General features: G+C 66.3%; 17 protein-coding genes. 16 read left to right on the top strand and 1 reads right to left on the bottom strand.

Going from position 1 to position 16,579, the window contains the following annotated elements:
- The first annotated feature begins 31 nt into the window (after positions 1-31).
- The 8 genes from ABD53_RS03035 (at position 32) to thyX (ending at position 6,388) form a co-directional block, all read left to right on the top strand.
- A complete protein-coding gene (locus ABD53_RS03035; protein ID WP_160309608.1) occupies positions 32-622 on the top strand; it encodes a winged helix-turn-helix transcriptional regulator in 591 nt (196 codons plus the stop codon).
- Between the two features lie 88 nt (positions 623-710).
- On the top strand, positions 711-1,340 hold the full coding sequence (locus tag ABD53_RS03030; protein WP_047864277.1) for a hypothetical protein: 630 nt from the start codon (positions 711-713) through the stop codon (positions 1,338-1,340).
- Positions 1,337-1,618, top strand: coding sequence for a hypothetical protein (locus ABD53_RS03025; protein ID WP_152670547.1), 282 nt, complete (start codon positions 1,337-1,339; stop codon positions 1,616-1,618). The genes ABD53_RS03030 and ABD53_RS03025 overlap by 4 nt, the downstream gene beginning before the upstream one ends.
- A gap of 23 nt (positions 1,619-1,641) precedes the next feature.
- On the top strand, positions 1,642-1,923 hold the full coding sequence (locus ABD53_RS03020) for a hypothetical protein (RefSeq protein WP_160309607.1): 282 nt from the start codon (positions 1,642-1,644) through the stop codon (positions 1,921-1,923).
- A 57-nt stretch (positions 1,924-1,980) separates the two neighbouring features.
- On the top strand, positions 1,981-2,829 hold the full coding sequence (locus tag ABD53_RS03015; protein WP_053057609.1) for a sigma-70 family RNA polymerase sigma factor: 849 nt from the start codon (positions 1,981-1,983) through the stop codon (positions 2,827-2,829).
- 157 nt (positions 2,830-2,986) lie between these two features.
- Positions 2,987-3,880: a hypothetical protein gene (locus ABD53_RS03010; RefSeq protein ID WP_047864274.1), complete on the top strand. Its 894-nt coding sequence runs from the start codon at positions 2,987-2,989 to the stop codon at positions 3,878-3,880.
- A gap of 105 nt (positions 3,881-3,985) precedes the next feature.
- Positions 3,986-4,279 carry a hypothetical protein gene (locus ABD53_RS03005; protein WP_152670546.1) on the top strand — a complete coding sequence of 98 codons (294 nt, stop codon included), beginning with the start codon at positions 3,986-3,988 and terminating at the stop codon, positions 4,277-4,279.
- Between the two features lie 120 nt (positions 4,280-4,399).
- Positions 4,400-6,388, top strand: coding sequence for an FAD-dependent thymidylate synthase (gene thyX / locus ABD53_RS17580; RefSeq protein WP_235401273.1), 1,989 nt, complete (start codon positions 4,400-4,402; stop codon positions 6,386-6,388).
- 42 nt (positions 6,389-6,430) lie between these two features.
- Here thyX and ABD53_RS02995 read toward each other — a convergent pair whose 3' ends face one another.
- Entirely contained in the window at positions 6,431-7,876 is a 1,446-nt protein-coding gene (locus ABD53_RS02995) for a dihydrolipoyl dehydrogenase family protein (protein WP_047864437.1), read from the bottom strand.
- Positions 7,877-8,004: 128 nt separating this feature from the next.
- Between ABD53_RS02995 and ABD53_RS17155 the strand changes: the two genes are divergently transcribed.
- The 8 genes from ABD53_RS17155 to ABD53_RS02955 all read left to right on the top strand — a co-directional run bounded on the left by ABD53_RS17155 (position 8,005) and on the right by ABD53_RS02955 (position 16,538).
- Positions 8,005-8,367 (top strand): rhodanese-like domain-containing protein, encoded by a 363-nt coding sequence (locus tag ABD53_RS17155; RefSeq protein ID WP_047864272.1) that lies wholly within the window; start codon positions 8,005-8,007, stop codon positions 8,365-8,367.
- Between the two features lie 690 nt (positions 8,368-9,057).
- Entirely contained in the window at positions 9,058-11,445 is a 2,388-nt protein-coding gene (pucD, locus tag ABD53_RS02985) for a xanthine dehydrogenase subunit D (protein WP_084709226.1), read from the top strand.
- Between the two features lie 15 nt (positions 11,446-11,460).
- Positions 11,461-11,742, top strand: coding sequence for a hypothetical protein (locus tag ABD53_RS02980; RefSeq protein ID WP_047864271.1), 282 nt, complete (start codon positions 11,461-11,463; stop codon positions 11,740-11,742).
- A 63-nt stretch (positions 11,743-11,805) separates the two neighbouring features.
- Positions 11,806-12,687, top strand: a complete 882-nt coding sequence (locus tag ABD53_RS02975; RefSeq protein WP_047864270.1) for an FAD binding domain-containing protein — start codon at positions 11,806-11,808, stop codon at positions 12,685-12,687.
- Positions 12,677-13,159 (top strand): (2Fe-2S)-binding protein, encoded by a 483-nt coding sequence (locus ABD53_RS02970; RefSeq protein ID WP_047864269.1) that lies wholly within the window; start codon positions 12,677-12,679, stop codon positions 13,157-13,159. Before ABD53_RS02975 ends, ABD53_RS02970 begins: the two co-directional genes overlap by 11 nt.
- Positions 13,156-14,532: an 8-oxoguanine deaminase gene (locus ABD53_RS02965; protein ID WP_235401271.1), complete on the top strand. Its 1,377-nt coding sequence runs from the start codon at positions 13,156-13,158 to the stop codon at positions 14,530-14,532. Before ABD53_RS02970 ends, ABD53_RS02965 begins: the two co-directional genes overlap by 4 nt.
- A gap of 289 nt (positions 14,533-14,821) precedes the next feature.
- Positions 14,822-16,321 carry a sodium:solute symporter family protein gene (locus ABD53_RS02960; protein WP_047864268.1) on the top strand — a complete coding sequence of 500 codons (1,500 nt, stop codon included), beginning with the start codon at positions 14,822-14,824 and terminating at the stop codon, positions 16,319-16,321.
- Positions 16,308-16,538, top strand: a complete 231-nt coding sequence (locus tag ABD53_RS02955; RefSeq protein WP_047864267.1) for a hypothetical protein — start codon at positions 16,308-16,310, stop codon at positions 16,536-16,538. The genes ABD53_RS02960 and ABD53_RS02955 overlap by 14 nt, the downstream gene beginning before the upstream one ends.
- Positions 16,539-16,579: the final 41 nt, after the last annotated feature.

Genomic DNA, 16,579 nt, shown 5'->3' with positions numbered 1-16,579 from the left:
TACCAACATGGTTTCACTGAGCACAGTGAAGATGGATTCGACCTCCGAGGGACGCTCCCGCAGGGTGTACGAGGTCGCCGCCGAAGAGGCTGGCGGCAAGCTGATGGTCACCCGTCAGGCCGGACGCCGGGTTCGGGAGGCGCTCGCGGAGCTTCTGGAGGCGATGCCCAAGGGCGGCGCGCTGTACGTGGACACCCGGGGTGTGGACCTAATGGACTACTCCTTCGCCGACGAGGCGCTCGGTATCCTGGCCTCCAGGATGTCCGGCGGAGAGTACGGCGAGCGGCACCTGGTCCTCGTCGAGGGGGTGCGCGATCTCCTGGAGAACATCGAGGCTTCTCTGCGGCAGCGGGGTCTGGCCGTGATCCGGGTAGACTCGCCCGACACCCTGGAGGCGCCGGGCATAGTGGGCGAGGTCCCAGAGCACCTGCTGGAGACCCTGCAGACGATACAGGAGGCCGGCTCGATCACGAACGCCGACCTAGCCAAGAAGCTCGGCCTCAACCACACCGCCTGCAACAACCGCGGCACCAAGCTCGCAAAGCTCGGCCTCATACACCGCCGCATGCAGACGGCGGCTCCCGGCGGGCGCCAGTACACCTACGAGCGGATCGCACCCTAGGGCACATGAACCTTTATTTTCACCACAGCCTCACTAGATGCAGTGAAGACACCGACAACGGTGTAGAGAGGTACGAGGAGGTATAGAGATGCGCGAAGAGTTCTTTATACAGCGGCAGGGCAAGCGGTTTGTGCTGTACGCCGGGCTTCTGGATGAGGCCCACGAGCGGGGCCTGCGGGGCATAGAGACGGAGCTGCTACAGACGCCAAACGCCGGTAACGGCGGGGTGGCGATAGTGAGGGCCGCTGTGCGCACGGAGGACGGCAAGTTCTCCGGCATCGGAGACGCGAGCCCGGAGAACGTCTCGCGTAACATCGCGCCGCATCTCATACGCATGGCCGAGACCCGCGCAAAGGCCCGGGCTTTGAGGGATGCGATCAACGTCGGCGTCACCGCCCTCGAGGAGCTCGACGGCGACTCTAACGGCTCCTCTGACTCCTCCGGCGAGTCGTACGGTCCACAAGCCGCAGTGGCTAGCGCGGTAGCGACCCCGGATCAACCGGAAGAGGAGCAGGCTCCAGCGGCTGCCCACGCAGACGAAGGCCGGGCCGGGCTGCCGGCGACGCGCAAGCAGCTCAACTACCTGGAGGTCTTGATCTCCGACGTGGTCGAGGACGGCGTGGCCAAGTTCGAGGAGATGGTCGGCAAGCCCCTCACCGAGCTCTCCCGCGAGGAGGCCAGCGAGTGGATCGGGCGCCTCTCCGGGAGGGCCGCGTGAGCTACAGAGGTTACAGGGAGCCCGTGCTCTGGATCTCCACGCTCGGGGCCTCCCTGGATGATGGCTCCTCCGGGGAGACACGCCACGAGGAGGATCTCCCCCTCTGTTGCCGTACAGAGGCTGCCCGGAACGTGGCGGCGGATGGAGACTTCTCCGGGCACTTCGAGTGTGGCGCGTGCGGCGCCGGGTGGCAGCGCCCGCTGCCCGTGGAGCCCGAGTTCGACGCGTTTACCTACCGTACATACCGCGCCGCCGGGGAGAGCGAGGGGGCTGCGTGAGAGACGTGAGAGACGCAAGAGGTGTGAGAGGCGACGGAGGCAGAGGCGGGAGGTCGCTAAGACCGGACACCACGCTATCGCCGGTCGAAAGCCCCGTGGAAGAGTCCTACGTGCGGGAGCTGCCGGCGTGCTGTCTGCGGTCATTCAAGTCGGCGGTCTCGGCGGAGCAGGAACGCCGCAGGCTCTCGTTCGAGTGCGGCTGTGGCAGGGTCTGGCGGGTCACGTCGAGCCTGGACGGGCGGGTGCTGGAGCGTTTCGTCGTCCACGGCGGACCCAGAGCCGGAGGCACACCGCCCGCCGCGTAGTGTCCTGGTGACCTACCGGGGCGGGCAGGGTTTGGCGAGTTTCATAAGAGGAGGATCGTGATACAGGAGAGCCTTACAAACTATCTGGGGCATCTGGGAGATGTCGGCGGCGGCCGTTTGCTAGAGGCGTGGGAGGAGCGCGACCTGGCCCGGCGCGTCCACGAGGGCGACAAGCGGGCGCGGCGGCGTTTGATCGAGTCCAACCTGAGACTCGTCGTGTCGGTTGCGAAGAAGTACCGTGGTCGAGGGGTCGGTTTCGAGGATCTGATCCAGGAAGGCAACGCCGGCCTGATCCGGGCCGTCGAGAAGTTCGACCCCGAAATGGGATACCGCTTCTCGACCTACGCGACCTGGTGGATACGCCAGGCCGTGACCCGCGCCCTCGCCGACCACGCCCGCTCCGTTAGGCTCCCGGCCCACGTCGTGGACTCCGTACACCGCCTCAGACGCGCCGAATCCGCCCTCGCGGGCGAGCTTGGCCGCGACGCCACCGTCGAGGAGGTTGCCGAGAGGCTTGAGGTGGGTGCCTCCGAGGTGCTCCGGCTGCGCGAGCTGCACCAGCCCATCGGCAGCCTCAACACGCCGCTCGGCGGCGACGAGGAGGCCTCGGAATGGGGCGAGCTGATAGCCGACGGTCTCTCCGGCGAGGAGTACCGGGAGGCCGAGCTGGAGCCCTGGCATCCCTCTCTGCGCAACGCGCTGGAGTCCCTCCCCGAGCGCGAGGCCCACATCCTTACCCTGCGCCACGGCCTCGACGGCGGCGGGACCCACACCCTGCGTGAGGTCTCCGAAACCCTGGGCATCTCTCAGGAGCGCACCCGCCAGGTCGAGATAAAAGCCCTGAGAACCATCCGCACCGGTCGGCACTCCACCCTCCTGCGCCGCGCCCTCGTCGAGGCCGTCTGAGAGTGGCGGAAAAATCTGAGTGACTTGCACTAAGCGTGCTTTTGGCATATAGTAATCGCATGCCATAGAAAAGCATCGGACCGGAGGCGGGCATGAGGCCCGTCTCTTTTTTCGTAAGTTTCGCGAGTTCACCAGCATTTTCGGACGGGAGGTAGAGGTGGCTACCGGAGACGGCGCGCACCACGAGGGCCATCAGAAGGCCGGCAAGGCCAGTTTCGAGCATATATATGATTTGGAGGACCCGCGCGAGTACTTCAACACGCTCGGCGGTCTGGGGTATGAGGCGCCGCGTCACGGGTATGAGATCTTCTCGGCGCTTATCGGGGCTATCGAGGAGATGCGGCCCGCGGGCGAGGGTCTCACCGTCCTGGACGTGTGCTGCTCTTACGGCATCAACGGCGCGCTCCTCAAGTACGACATCGGTCTCGACGACCTGTACGCCCGGTACGGCTCGGAGGAGGCGGCCCGGAAGACGAGCGCCGGGCTCGCCGCGGATGACCGCGAGTTCTACGCGGCGCGGCGCAGGCCGGGCGCGCCGCGGGTGATCGGCCTGGACGTGGCGGAGAACGCCGTGGCCTACGGGGTCAGCGCCGGTATGCTCGACGCGGGCGTCGCGGAGAACCTGGAGGACCACGAGCCCTCCGGAGAGCTGCAACGACTCGTCTCCGGGGTGGACCTCATAACCGTCACGGGTGGCGTCGGATATATAGGCGGCAAGACGTTCGAGCGTCTGCTGGATAGCCTGCCGGAAGGCAGGAAGCCCTGGATCGCTGTCCTCGCCCTCCGCTGGGTGGACTTTGGCCCGCTCGCGGAGCTCTTCGCCCGTTATGGCTACGTCACCGAGCCACTCGGGGGGCGCACCTTCGAGCAGCGCCGCTTCGCCGACACCGACGAGCAGGAGTACGTGTGCGAGGAGCTTTCGAGAATGGGCGTGGACCCGGCGGGCAAGGAGAGCGAGGGCAGCTACCACGCCTACTTCTACCTTTCCCGGCCCGCGGACGAGGCCGCCGGGTCCCGCGTCGAGGACCTCGTAGACCCCGGGAGGGTTTAGCCGGTTGGCCCCTGTGGTAAGGTGGAATGGAAGTGAAAGCTCCACAGCGCCGACTCACCGGAACATAAAACGGAATTCGGCAGAGTGGTTAAGAAGGAGAAAGACGTGATCAACGTAACCGAAGATGCCCGCGAACTATTCACGAGCGTCGAGCGCCCCGAGGGCACCGTGCTCCGGCTCGACCCCGTAGAGCAGGACGAGAACGGGCAGACCCAGATAGGCCTCGTCGCCGGGGAGCCGCAGGGCGACGACCAGGTCATCCAGCACGACGGCCAGGATCTTCTGCACATAGCCGCTCCGGTTAGCGAGGCCCTGGACGGAGCCTCCATCGAGAAGGTCGAGACCGACGAGGGTGTCGGCTTCAGCATCAATCCTCCCGAGGAGGAGCCGCAGGTCTAGCCCACGCTTCTCCCGGAAGCAGCGCGGTACGAGAGGGCCGGGGATTCCCCGGCCCTTTTGTTATGCTCTCCCCGAGATGCCCCTTCGCGGGCGGCCAGTCGTCTACTAGAAGAGGTGCCGGTGCAGGGTTCACAGGGAGCGGAGAAGACGCCGGAGGGTCTATTTACGGAGCTCGGCGGCGAGACGGTGGACGGTTTCCCGACCGTGCACTCGCCCGTCCGGCACACCCCCGCCGGCACCTACTATCTACGCTCGCCCGGTGTGGTGACGCTCTCGAAGCCCCAGACCAACGTCTCCGGGCTCGCCGGGTTTCTGGAAGGCTTCGACCCCGGCCTCGGGTTCCCGGCTTATATAGACGACCCGACGGAGCTGCCGGGCTCCTCCCAGCTCGCGAAGACCGCCGGACAGCTCTGCTTCGACGACGAGACCGAGGTCCTAACGGACGAGGGTTGGAAGAAGTTTCAGGACCTGCACCGTACAGAGAGAGTGCTTACCCTCAATCCTGAGACAGGGAGTGCGGAGTTCCAACTTCCTTCGGCTCATCAGGTGTACGACTATAATGGGCCTCTGATGTACTGTGAGGGGAAGGCGCTATCCTTCGCGGTCACACCGGATCATCGTCAGTGGGCACGTCTCGGAGACTCCGACGAGTATCGCTTCTACAAGACCGAACATGTGGAGCAAGAGCAGTTCGCCGTTCGTACTGCCCCTCTCGGGTGGGAAGGACGAATACCAGAACAGGTTGATATACCAGGGTTCGAGTACGAGCAGCGCGTCTCCAATCAGTACGGCTCCTGGGGAAACACCAGTACGGTGCTCCCCACGCGCCGGCTGGAAACCGCTGAAGAGATTAGAGCTCTGGCCCTGTTGTGTGTCTACTACGCAACCGAGGGTTCCCTAAAGCGCGGCCGTGGAGAAGGGATAGTTATATACGGAGATCATTACGACGAGCTATCTCCTCTGGCCGAAACCCTAGATCTGAAGTTGAGTACCTGGAGCGATCCCAGAAACGGTGTGCTCCGCACACAGATCGGCGGCGGACGCGCGTTACGCTCCTTTTTCGAGCGGGAATGCGGCAAGGGCTGCGCCCAGAAGCGTTTGCCTCAGTGGATTCTGAACCTACCCGCCAACCTGTTGGCGGAGGTGTGGGACACGCTGGTCAAAACAGACGGCCAGCGGGGCGCGGAAGGGCGGGAGCACCTCGTTACCACCTCTTGGGAGATGGCTGGACAGGCACAAGAGATCCTCTGCAAGCTCGGTTTCAGCTCGTCCATGATGCGTAAGAGGACACCCGAAGACAGGCTTCAAGTCTTCGTGATCTCTAAGAGAAACCGTACCGAGGCTCTGGCCAACAAGAATGCCAGGATCGAAAAGAGGAACTACAGCGGCAAAGTCTACTGCGTAACGACCGGGAACGGGATCGTGTTCGTCCGCCGGGATGGCAAACCCCACTTTTCAGGCAACTGCTACGCCTCGTTCGGCGAGCGCCGCACCACCAACGATAACGCCGCCGCCTACTTCGAGCGCCTCACCAGCGCGGGCCACGGTTCGGTGCTGGAGCACGCGAACTTCTCGTTTCTCCTGTACGGTATAAGCCGCAGCGTCACCCACGAGCTGGTCCGGCACCGGGCCGGAACCGGTTTCTCCCAGATAAGCCAGCGTTACGTTAGCGGCAGCGTCCTGCGCTTCGTGGAGCGGCCCGAGTACGGGGAGGACGAGGAGCTGCACCGGATCTTCGAGGAGCGTATAGACGCCGCCGCCGCGGGCTACGAGGAGATGGCCGAGCGCCTGCTGGAACGCCAGGAACAGGGCGCGGGACTGCTCTCGGCCGAGCACCGCACCGACGCCCGTAAGAAGGTGCAACAGACCGCCCGCTCCCTGCTGCCGAACGAGACCGAGGCCCCGATGGTCTTTACCGGCAACGCGCGGGCGCTAAGGCACATAATCGAGATGCGGGCCGACGCACACGCCGAGAGCGAGATCCGGGCCCTGGCCTTACGCCTGTTCGCCTGCCTCGCCGCCGCCGATCCGATCCTCTTCGGCGACTACCGGGTAGAAGAGCTACCGGACGGCACCCACACCGTTACGACCGATCACCGCAAGGCGTAGGCTCTCCCGGCAGCTCCGTTTGTAAGATCCGTTCGTACTCGGCTAGAAGAGCCTGCGCCGCAGAGAGAAGAGTGCGCCCAGTATTTTTTGGTTGCGTCTGGTAAAGAACTTCTCGCGGTAGTAGTTATCCGCGGCCTTCTTGGTGATCTCGGCCAGCGTCGGGTACACGTGTACGGTCTGGGAGAGATCTCCGATCTTCATCCCTTTGCGGAGTGCGAGCACGGACTCGGCCACGTAGTTACCGGAGTCCGGCCCGATAATGTGCGCCCCGAGCAGCCTGCCGCCCCGCCCGGTAACGAGCTTGGCGAACCCTTCTGTCTCGCCGTCGCAGAGGGCGCGGTCGAGCTCAGCGAAGTCGTGGCGGAAGGACTCGGCGTGGCCGTGTTTCTCGCGGGCCTCGCTCTCTGTCAGGCCGACGCGGGCGACCTCGGGGTCGGTGAAGGTGGTCCAGGGCACGGCGGAGTGGTCTATCTTCCTCTTCACGGGGAACAGGGCGTTGGAGATCACGGTCCGGCTCTGGTGCTCGGCGGCGTGGGTAAAGAGCATCCTGCCGGTTACGTCCCCGGTCGCGTACACGCCCTCCGCCGTGGTCATCAGGTGCTCATCCACCGTGACGCCCCGCTCTCCGACCTCTACCCCGGCGTTCTCCAGGCCGAGGCCGTCCACCGTGGGCGCGCGCCCGGCTGAGACCAGGATCTCCTCTCCCCGCGCCTCGATTTTGCCTGCGGTGCTCCCGTCCTTACCCCTGGCGGTGACGACCTTCTCGCCCCCCTCCACGCGCACGGACTCCGCGCGGTAGCCGCCGTGGAAGCGGACGCCATCCTTCTCCAGCGAACGCCGCAGCGTCGCCGAGACCTCGGGCTCCTCCTTCGGGAGCGGCTCGGGGCTAGATGACACGAGCTCGACCCGGCAGCCGAAGCGGGCGAACATCTGGGCGAACTCGCAGCCTATCGGCCCGGACCCTATAATCACCATCGAGCCGGGCATTCGTTCCAGCGCGAGGAGCCTTTCGTTGTCCAGGTATCCGGCCTCGGCGAGGCCCTCGACGGGCGGGGCTTTTGCGTGGGAGCCCGTAGCGAGCACGACGCCGCGCCCGCCAAGACGCCGCCCGCCGACCGCGAGCTCCTTGGGGCCGGTGAAGCGCGCCTCTTCCCCGAGGTACAGCTCGACGCCGAGCTCGCGGAAGCGTTCCGGATCGTCTGGCTCGCCAGCCTTCTGTATAACGGAGCGCATCCGGCGCATCACCGCCGGAAAGTCCACCTCCACGTCCATCGGGCGCAGGCCGAACTCCTCTGCCCGGCGGGCGAGGCTTGCGACCTTCGCGCTCTTTACCAGTGCCTTTGTCGGCACGCAGCCGCGATACAGGCAGTCGCCGCCAAGCCTGTCCCGCTCCACGAGGGCGACCCTGGCCCCCAGCGAGGCCCCGCCCGCTGCGGCCACGAGTCCCGCCGTGCCGCCGCCTACCACCAGGAGATCGTAATCACTCATCTTCAACCCGCTCCGGCATCCGCCGCCTCCTCGATCGCTCCTACTACTCCGATAGATCTCTACCAGGTCCAGTTTACCCGCGGTGCTACCATGTCCGGGTACCGACGCACCCATACAGGAGGATAGAGTTGGCGAAGACCTACGAGGACCTGGTGGCCGAAGCCCGCGAGAATGCCGGTCAGACCGACGTGGACGAGGTAAAGCGGGCCCTGGACTCCGGCGAGGAGATCACGATAGTAGACGTGCGCGAGCCCGCCGAGTACGACGAGGGGCATCTGCCGGGCGCGATCCACGTGCCGCGGGGCCTGCTGGAGTACCGGGCATCTACAGACCTCCCGGACAAGAACCGGCGTATGGTAACCCACTGTGCCCTGGGAGGCCGTGGAGCCCTGGCCGCCAGCACCCTCACGGAGATGGGTTACACGAACGTCGCAAACATGCAGGGCGGCATAAACGGCTGGCGCGAGCAGGGATACGAGGTAGAGAGCTAGCGCCGGAACCAGCACCATACAGCATGACTCATTGTGATAATAACGTGTAACGTGCGCGGAGGAGTGCTCCGCCGGCCGCCGAAAAGCGGGTAGAGCGGCTAGCGCTCCATCCTACAGGGGTAAAGGCGGGCAAAAGCGCGGCTCGGCAATATGCCAGCCGTGGGGGACCCGACGCCACGCGTCCGGACGTTTCTTGGGGAGATAGAGTGGCGAGTCCAGCGGGGGCTCCGTATCGTCCGCCTGATTGGCGTGACGTGTACCGGCGGCTCCCGGTCTTCCTTGGGCCCCGCGGTACGGCCCATTTTACCCAGGCGAAGTCGCGGGCGGCTTGACACCGGCTTTCGGATACATATACTCCATGCTACAAAACTACAGGTCCGTCAAGCGGAATGTAGGGAGAGGGAAAAGGCGCGTTGCGGATGATCACCTAGCCGTTTCTCCCGTTTGGGGAGAGGGAAAAGGCGCGTCGCCAGCGAACACCTAGCCTGATCTCCCGTTACGGCGTCGTGGGGCGCGGAGGGAGGTAAAAGTAGTGGGAGACCCGTATCCCGTGACCGGTATAAGGCGGTCGGGTATGTATCCGGTCGTCTCGTGTCTTGGAGCGCGTCCGGGGTGGTTACGAGCCCGTAAAGCGCCACGCTTTTCGCGCCCCGGAGTCGGAGTTCGCATAGGGATTAGAGGAGGATGCCTATGATCCAGTCGGAAACCGTGCCGCAGACCCCGACGCGGGAGTTACCCGGCTCTCCGACCTCCAGGCCCGGCCGGGTGGGTGAGTCCACTACCCGCCCGGATGGGACGCCGAAGGTCACGGGCAGCTTCGAGTACTCCTCGGATTTGTGGATGGACGGCATGCTCTGGGGCGCGACGCTGCGCAGCCTGCACCCGCACGCAAACATCTGGTCCATCGACACCACAGAGGCCGAGTCGGTGCCGGGGGTGTACGCGGTGCTCACCCACGAGGACGTGCCGGGCCGCAAGGTATACGGGATGGAGGTGCCCGACCAGCCGGTCCTGGCGTGGGAGAGGATCCGTTATCAGGGCGAGGCGGTCGCCATAGTGGCCGCAGATCACCCCGAGACCGCCCGCCGCGCCGCAGACAAGATACGGGTGGACTACGAGGTGCTGGAGCCCCTGGCCGACGCAGAGGAGGCCATGCAGGAGGCTGCCCCGAGCCTGCATCCTTCGGGCAACGTGCTGCGTCACATCCACCAGGTGCACGGCGACGTGGAGTCTGCTGAGGCCGACGTGGTGGTTACCGGCGAGTACGAGGTGGGGATGCAGGATCAGGCATTCCTCGGACCCGAGTCCGGCCTGGCCGTCCCGGACGGAGCCGGGGGCGTGGACCTGTACATCTCGACGCAGTGGCTGCACATAGACCGAGACCAGCTCGCCGAGAGCCTCGGCCTCTCGCCGGATGAGGTCCGGCTCACGCTCTCCGGCGTGGGCGGCGCCTTCGGCGGCCGCGAGGACCTCTCGATGCAGGCCCACGCCTGTCTACTGGCGCTGCACACCGAGCGGCCGGTGAAGCTGGTCTACAACCGCGAGGAGTCCTTCTACGGCCACGTACACCGCCATCCGGGCAAGCTCCAGTACGAGCACGGCGCCACAAGCGAGGGCGAGCTGGTGTACGTCAAGGCCCGGATCGTCTTGGACGGCGGCGCCTACGCCTCGAGCTCGAAGGCCGTGTGCTCCAACGCCGCCAGCTTCGCCTGCGGCCCGTACCGGGTGCCGAACGCCCTCGTGGATAGCTACCTAGCGTACACCAACAACCCGCCCTGCGGCGCGATGCGGGGCTTCGGGGCGGTGCAGGTGTGCTTCGCCCACGAGTCGCAGATGGACAGGCTCGCCGCCGCGCTGGAGATGGACCCGGTGGAGGTGCGCGTAAAGAACGCCGTCCGGCCCGGAGACCGCTTTACCTGGGGCCAGGAGGTGCCATACCCGGCGCCGGTGACCGAGATCCTGGAGAAGGTAAAGGAGATGCCGCTGCCCGACGAGCAGCCGTTGATGGGCCGGGACCTGCGCGAGCTGCCGGGCGGGGTCTCCAACGTCACCCACGGCGAGGGGGTGAGGCGCGGCGTCGGCTACGCCGTGGGATACAAGAATATCGGGTTCTCCGAAGGCTTCGACGACTACTCCACGGCGCGCGTGATCCTCTCGGTAGAGGACGGCGAGCCCGTGGTCGGGGTCCACACCGCCGCGGCGGAGGTCGGCCAGGGCCTCGTGATGGTCGAGGCCCAGATCGCCCGCACCGAGCTCGGCGTCGAAAAGGTCGCCGTTCTGCCGGCGGACACGCGGGTCGGCTCCGCCGGCTCCTCCTCCGCCTCCCGTCAGACTTACATGACCGGCGGCGCCGTCAAGAAGGCCTGCGAGGCCGTGCGTGGCCGAGTCCTCTCCCGCGCGGGCGAGGAGCTCGGGCTGGACCCGGAGGACCTCGCAATAGAGGGCGGAGATGTCGTGAGTGGCGGGGAGGTCGTGATCACGCTGGACGAGCTTCTGGGTGGGCAGGAGATCGAGGAGACCATCGAGTTTCACCACCGGGAGACCTTCCCCTTCGACGAGAACGGTCAGGGAGAGGCACACCTGCACTTCGCCTACGCCGCCCACCGCGCGGTCGTGGAGGTGGACACCGAGCTCGGGCTGGTGCGGGTCGTGGAGATCGCCACCGCCCAGGACGTGGGCAAGGCGATGAACCCGCAGGCCTTGCAGGGCCAGATCGAGGGCGGCATCGCCCAGGGTCTCGGGCTCGCGTTGATGGAGGAGATACAGGTAAAGGACGGCAAGATCCTCAACGCCTCCTTCACCGACTACCTGATGCCGACCATCCTGGACATGCCCTCCATCCGGGCGGAGATCCTGGAGCTCGCCGACCCCGAGGCCCCCTACGGCCTCAAGGGAGTAGGGGAGCCGCCGACCATTGCCTCCACCCCGGCGGTCGTGGCCGCTATACGCGACGCCACCGGGATGGAGATACCGCGGATACCCGTGGGGCCGGAGCAGATAGTGAACATATCGGGGAGCCCCGTGGATCGCGAGCTGGGGCCGGACGAGGGCTCCAGCGCGGACACCGGGCGCCGGTAGCGAGAAAGGAGGGCGATGCCCACGTACAAGAGAGCGGAGATCAGCGCGGACCTCACCGTTACCCCCTCACGGGACGGCGAGCAGGCGCCCCAGGAGCAGATCGAGGCGGTCCGTCGGGCGGCGGGCGAGTCGGGGCTGGCCAACGAGTCCGGTCCCGGGAGCATGATACTCGCTGGAGGCCGTACGGAGGTGCTGGAGGCCCTGCAGAAGGTCCTGGAGACCTCCTTCGACGTCGGGGCCAGCGTCGTGGAGATCAAGGTAGAAGCCGAGAAGGACGCGCCGGGCTTCGGGGGGTAACGGCTGGTAGACGCTTTAATCAGGGTGCCCGCTGGCGACGAGATGTGAGAGGAGGATTGGGTAGTGGAGTTTTTCAGGGCCCGGGAGCTAGAGGAAGCGGTCGAGTACAGGGCCGCCCACCCCGGCTGTAAGTCCATCTTCGGCGGCACGGACGTGATGGTCGAGCTCAACTTCGACCGCTCCCGACCGGAGTCGGTGCTGGACCTTACGGGGGTGGAGTGGATCTCGGAGTGGGAGCGGGTGGACGGCCGCCTGCGAGTCGGCGCCGGGGTGAGCTACTCGCGCATTATTAGCGAGCTCGGCGGCCTGTTGCCGGGGCTCGCGATGGCCTCGCGCACCGTGGGGTCGCCCCAGATCCGCAACCGCGGCACCGTCGGGGGGAACCTGGGCAGCGCCTCCCCGGCGGGCGACGCCCTGCCGCCCCTGTACGCCGCCGACGCGGAGGTGGAGCTGGTCTCGCCCAGGGGTACCCGGACGCTGCCGGTGACGGACTTCATCACCGGCCCCAAGCGGAACGCCCTGGAGGAGGACGAGCTGATAAGCGCCTTCTATCTGCCCGAGGCCAGAGGACCGCAGCAGTACTCCAAGATCGGGCCCCGCAACGCGATGGTCATCGCCGTCTGCGCCTGCGGACTCTCCCTGGACGCCGGGAACGAGAAGGTCACCGCGTGTCTGGGCTCCGCCGGTCCCACGCCGCTCCGGGCGCACGAGGCGGAGAGGTTCATGGAGGGGGTCATGCGGGAGGAAGGGCTGTGGGAGAGCCGCGAGCCCATAAGAGAGGCGGCGCTCGTGAGGTTCGGGGATCTCGTGGCGGACGCCGCCCGGCCCATCACCGACGTGAGGGCCACCGAGGCTTACCGCCGTCACGCGGTGGGAGTGCTCGGCAGGCGGGCCCTGGGCTGGGCCTGGGAGGAATACGGGAAAGGAGACGCTTATGCGGCTTGATCTCAAGCTAAACGGCGAGCGCCGCGAGGCGGATGGTCTCTGGGAGGGGGAGAGCCTCCTGTACGCGCTGCGCGAGAGGTTCTCGCTTCCGGGCTCGAAGAACGCATGCGAGCAGGGCGAGTGCGGCTCGTGCTCGGTGTACTTGGACGGCGAGCTGGTGTGCTCGTGCCTTGTGCTGGCTGGACAGGCTGCGGACAGTGAGGTGGTCACCGTTGAAGGTCTCGGGACCGAGGAGAGCCTCCACCCGCTGCAGGAGGCCTTCATCGAGACCGGGGCCGTGCAGTGCGGCTTTTGCACGCCGGGCCTGATCGTGGCCTCCCACGAGCTGCTCGGACGCAACCCCGAGCCCGCCGACGCCGAGATCCGGGAGGCCCTGGCTGGCAACCTCTGTCGCTGCACGGGCTACGAGAAGATCCTGGACGCCGTCCGCCTCGCGGCGGTGCGCCTGCAAGAGCGCGGGAATACCGCTTGACCTCTCCCGGCGCCACGATCATAGAGAACTGCGCCGTCGCAACCGTCGACGATGCCGGCACGGAGTACGACTCCGGCCACGTGGTCGTGGAGGAGGGGCGCATAGTAGCCGTCGGCGAGGGCCGGGCGCCGGAGTCTTACGCCGGGGCGCGCCGCATGGACGGCGAGGGATGCCTTGCCACGCCCGGCCTGGTGAACTGCCACCATCACCTCTACCAGTGGGCCACCCGCGGCCTCGCCCAGCAGGCGACGCTCTTCGAGTGGCTGGAGGACTTGTACCCGGCCTGGGCCGGCCTGGACCCAGAGATACAGCGGGCCGCCGCCCGCGCCGGACTGCTAGCCCTGCTGACCTCCGGCTGCTCCACCACCACCGACCACCATTACGTGTTCCCGCGCGACGGGGGAGACCTGCTCGCGGTGGAGGTGGAGGCCGCCCGGGAGCTCGGTGTCCGCTTCCATCCGTGCCGGGGCTCGATGGACCTCGGGCGCTCGGACGGCGGCCTGCCGCCCGACGAGGTTACGGAGGACCGCGACGCCATCCTGGCCGCCAGCGACGACGCCATAAGCCGCTTCCACGACCCCTCTCCGGGCTCCATGCTCCGGGTCGCGCTGGCGCCGTGCTCCCCGTTCTCGGTGACGCGCGGGCTGATGTCCGAGACGGCGGACCTCGCCCGCAGCCGGGGCGTTCGACTCCACACCCACCTCGCGGAGACGGCGGACGAGGAGGCTTTCTGCCGCGAGGTGTACGGCGTGCGGCCCGTACAGTACCTGGAGGATCTCGGCTGGCTCGGGGACGACGTGTGGCTCGCCCACTGCATACACCTGGACGATCAGGAGGTCTCCCGCTTCGGCCACACCGGCACCGGCGTCGCCCACTGCCCGAGCTCCAACGCCCGCCTCGGGGCCGGGATAGCGCCGGTCGCCGGGCTCGTGGACGCGGGTGCTCCGGTCGGTCTCGGCGTAGACGGCTCGGCCTCCAACGAGAGCGGGGAGCTTGCGCCCGAGATGCGACAGGCGCTCCTCTTCGCCCGGCTTGCGGGAGGACCTCGGGCGATGACCGCGCGCCAGGCCCTAAGCCTCGCGACCATCCACGGGGCGCGATGCCTGGGACGGGAGGGCGAGATCGGCTCCCTGGAGCCCGGCAAGCTCGCCGACGTCGCCCTGTGGCGCCTCGGCGGCCCCGATTACGCGGGCATCGCCGACCCGGTCGCCGCCCTCGTCTTCGGCCCGGCCCGCCCGGTCGAGCACCTGCTGGTAGACGGTGAGCCGGTAGTACAGGACGGGAGGCCGACGATGGCCGACCCGGACGAGGTGGCCCGGGATAGCCTCGCCGCGAGCCGTAGTATCAGGGGGAAGTGGGAGAGGATGGCCTAGCCCGGCGCCACTCGGAGCTAGCAGGCTTGCCCTAAAGCGTGTTGTGAACTTACACCGAGGATTTCTATTTCCAATCGCTCCGGTGAAGCCTACGGTTTAACGATCTTTGAACCCCTGGGCGGCTACGTCGGCCCCTGCAAAGCGGAGAATCCGCTCGACCGTCGGGTCTCTGAAAACGTGCTATGCGCCGGTAAAGGCTGATAAAGCTGTTAGAGTTCGGAGCTCAAGGGAGAGCCAGGCGCGGAGCACACGGCTCGTCCGCGGAGGAAACGGTAAAGGAGGCTAAAGCATGGACACGTTCAGTATAGTCATTACCGTTTCCCTAATCGCTTATCTGCTCATAGGGGTATACGTATCTCGCAATCTCAAGGGTCTCGACGACTTCTACGTCATGGGCCGCAACGCCTCTCCTTTCCTGATCTGTGGCACGTTGCTCGCGACGAGCACTAGTAGTGTCGCCCTCATAGGCTATACCGGCGGCGCATACTCTATCGGGCCGCTGTACTTCCTGCTAGTAAGCGCCACCTCCCTTATAGGGAACCTGTTTGTAGGGTTCTATCTCGGCCGCTACCTCAGACGCCTGAAGCTGTGGACGCTGCCGGACTTCTTCTCGGCCCGCTACCCGAGCGAGCTTACCCGGGGGACCAGCACGGTCATAGTCCTGGCGTCGATGATCCTGTATCTGACCGCGGTCCTGCTCGGGGTCAACATTGTCCTGGGGATAGTGTTCGGATGGGGCACCATCGTCTCGCTCCTGGTAACTATCGGGCTAGTCACGACGTTTACCCTGCTGGGCGGGATGCGGGGCGTGGTAATCACCGATACCGTAATGTTCGTGGTCTTCTTTCTCGCCGCGGTTGCCCTGGCGCCGTTTATCTTGTCCGCTGCCGGTGGCTGGCCCGGGGCCTTTCAGACGGCGTCCGTGGAGCTGCCCCAGTTTGTCCGCTGGCGGGGAGCGTATGGGACTCTTGAGGCAGTTTCCCTGTTTATCGAGCTGGGCATCGTGGGGCTGGTTCTCGTGACGGCCTCGCCCCCGATGATCAGCCGGGCGTACATCGCGCGAAGCGAGAAGAGCCTGGCACGCGGCATGATCTACCTGGCGCTCCTGCTCCCGATATTCGGCTACTGTTTCATCTACATCTTCGGTCTTATGCCTCTGGTGAATCCCGACCTCGACCCGGAGAACGCTTTCCCGTGGGCGGCGACGAACCTGGTTCCCAGCCTGTTGGGCGCCGTAGCCCTGGCCGGCATCGTGGCCGCGGTGTTGTCCACCGCCTCCAGCCTGTTCCAGCAGGCGGCAGCGACGCTGAGCCGGGACATCTATCAGCGCTATCTCAATCCTGGCGTCTCCGACACGAAGCTACTCGTCATCTCCCGGCTCTGCGTTCTGCTCGTGGCGGTGGTGGTTTTCGTGGTCACGGCGCGACCGGAGATCGGGTCTTTCGGCGTGCTCTACGGTTACCTGTTCGCCGCTGCTTTCTGGGCCGCCTGGCTCCCGGCGCTGTACGCTGGCGTGATGTGGCGGGGGGCGACCACCGCTGCCGCGGCTTGGTCCATGATCGGGGGTGGCGTGATCGCCCTACTGGTCGGTATCGGGAGGGTCTACGAGGTGACGCCCCAATGGCTGCCGCCCAGCGTGTGCGCGCTCCTGGGCGCCGCGGTGATCCTCATAGCTATCTCTATGAGCACCCGGAGCTCGGAGCAGGAGATCGAGGTGTACGAGAGGATGCGCAAACCAGAACGCCTGGAAGATACTCCAGAGGAGGCAGGAGCCGATGCGCGGAGCTAACGGAAGAGCCCGTCCCGACCGGTTCGGGCTGATCGCGGCGCTGCTGGGGGGCTTGATCTTCCTGGCCGCGCTGGCCTTTACGCTGCCGCCGCTGACGCGGTGGCTCGACACCCTGATCGTAATGACCACCCTGTTTGTTCCGGTTATTGTTGCCGGAGTCCTTTACAACAGGATCGAGCACCGCGGCGGATGGAGCCCAACGCGCAGGTTGAGGTGAGGTTGGCCCCGGTTGCAGCGCCCACGGCTAGCGAGCCGCGG

Source organism: Rubrobacter aplysinae, assembly GCF_001029505.1.
Classification (GTDB): Bacteria; Actinomycetota; Rubrobacteria; order Rubrobacterales; family Rubrobacteraceae; genus Rubrobacter_A; species Rubrobacter_A aplysinae.
Note: the sequence above shows the minus strand (reverse complement) of the source record. Positions and strands in the feature narration are given on the sequence as shown.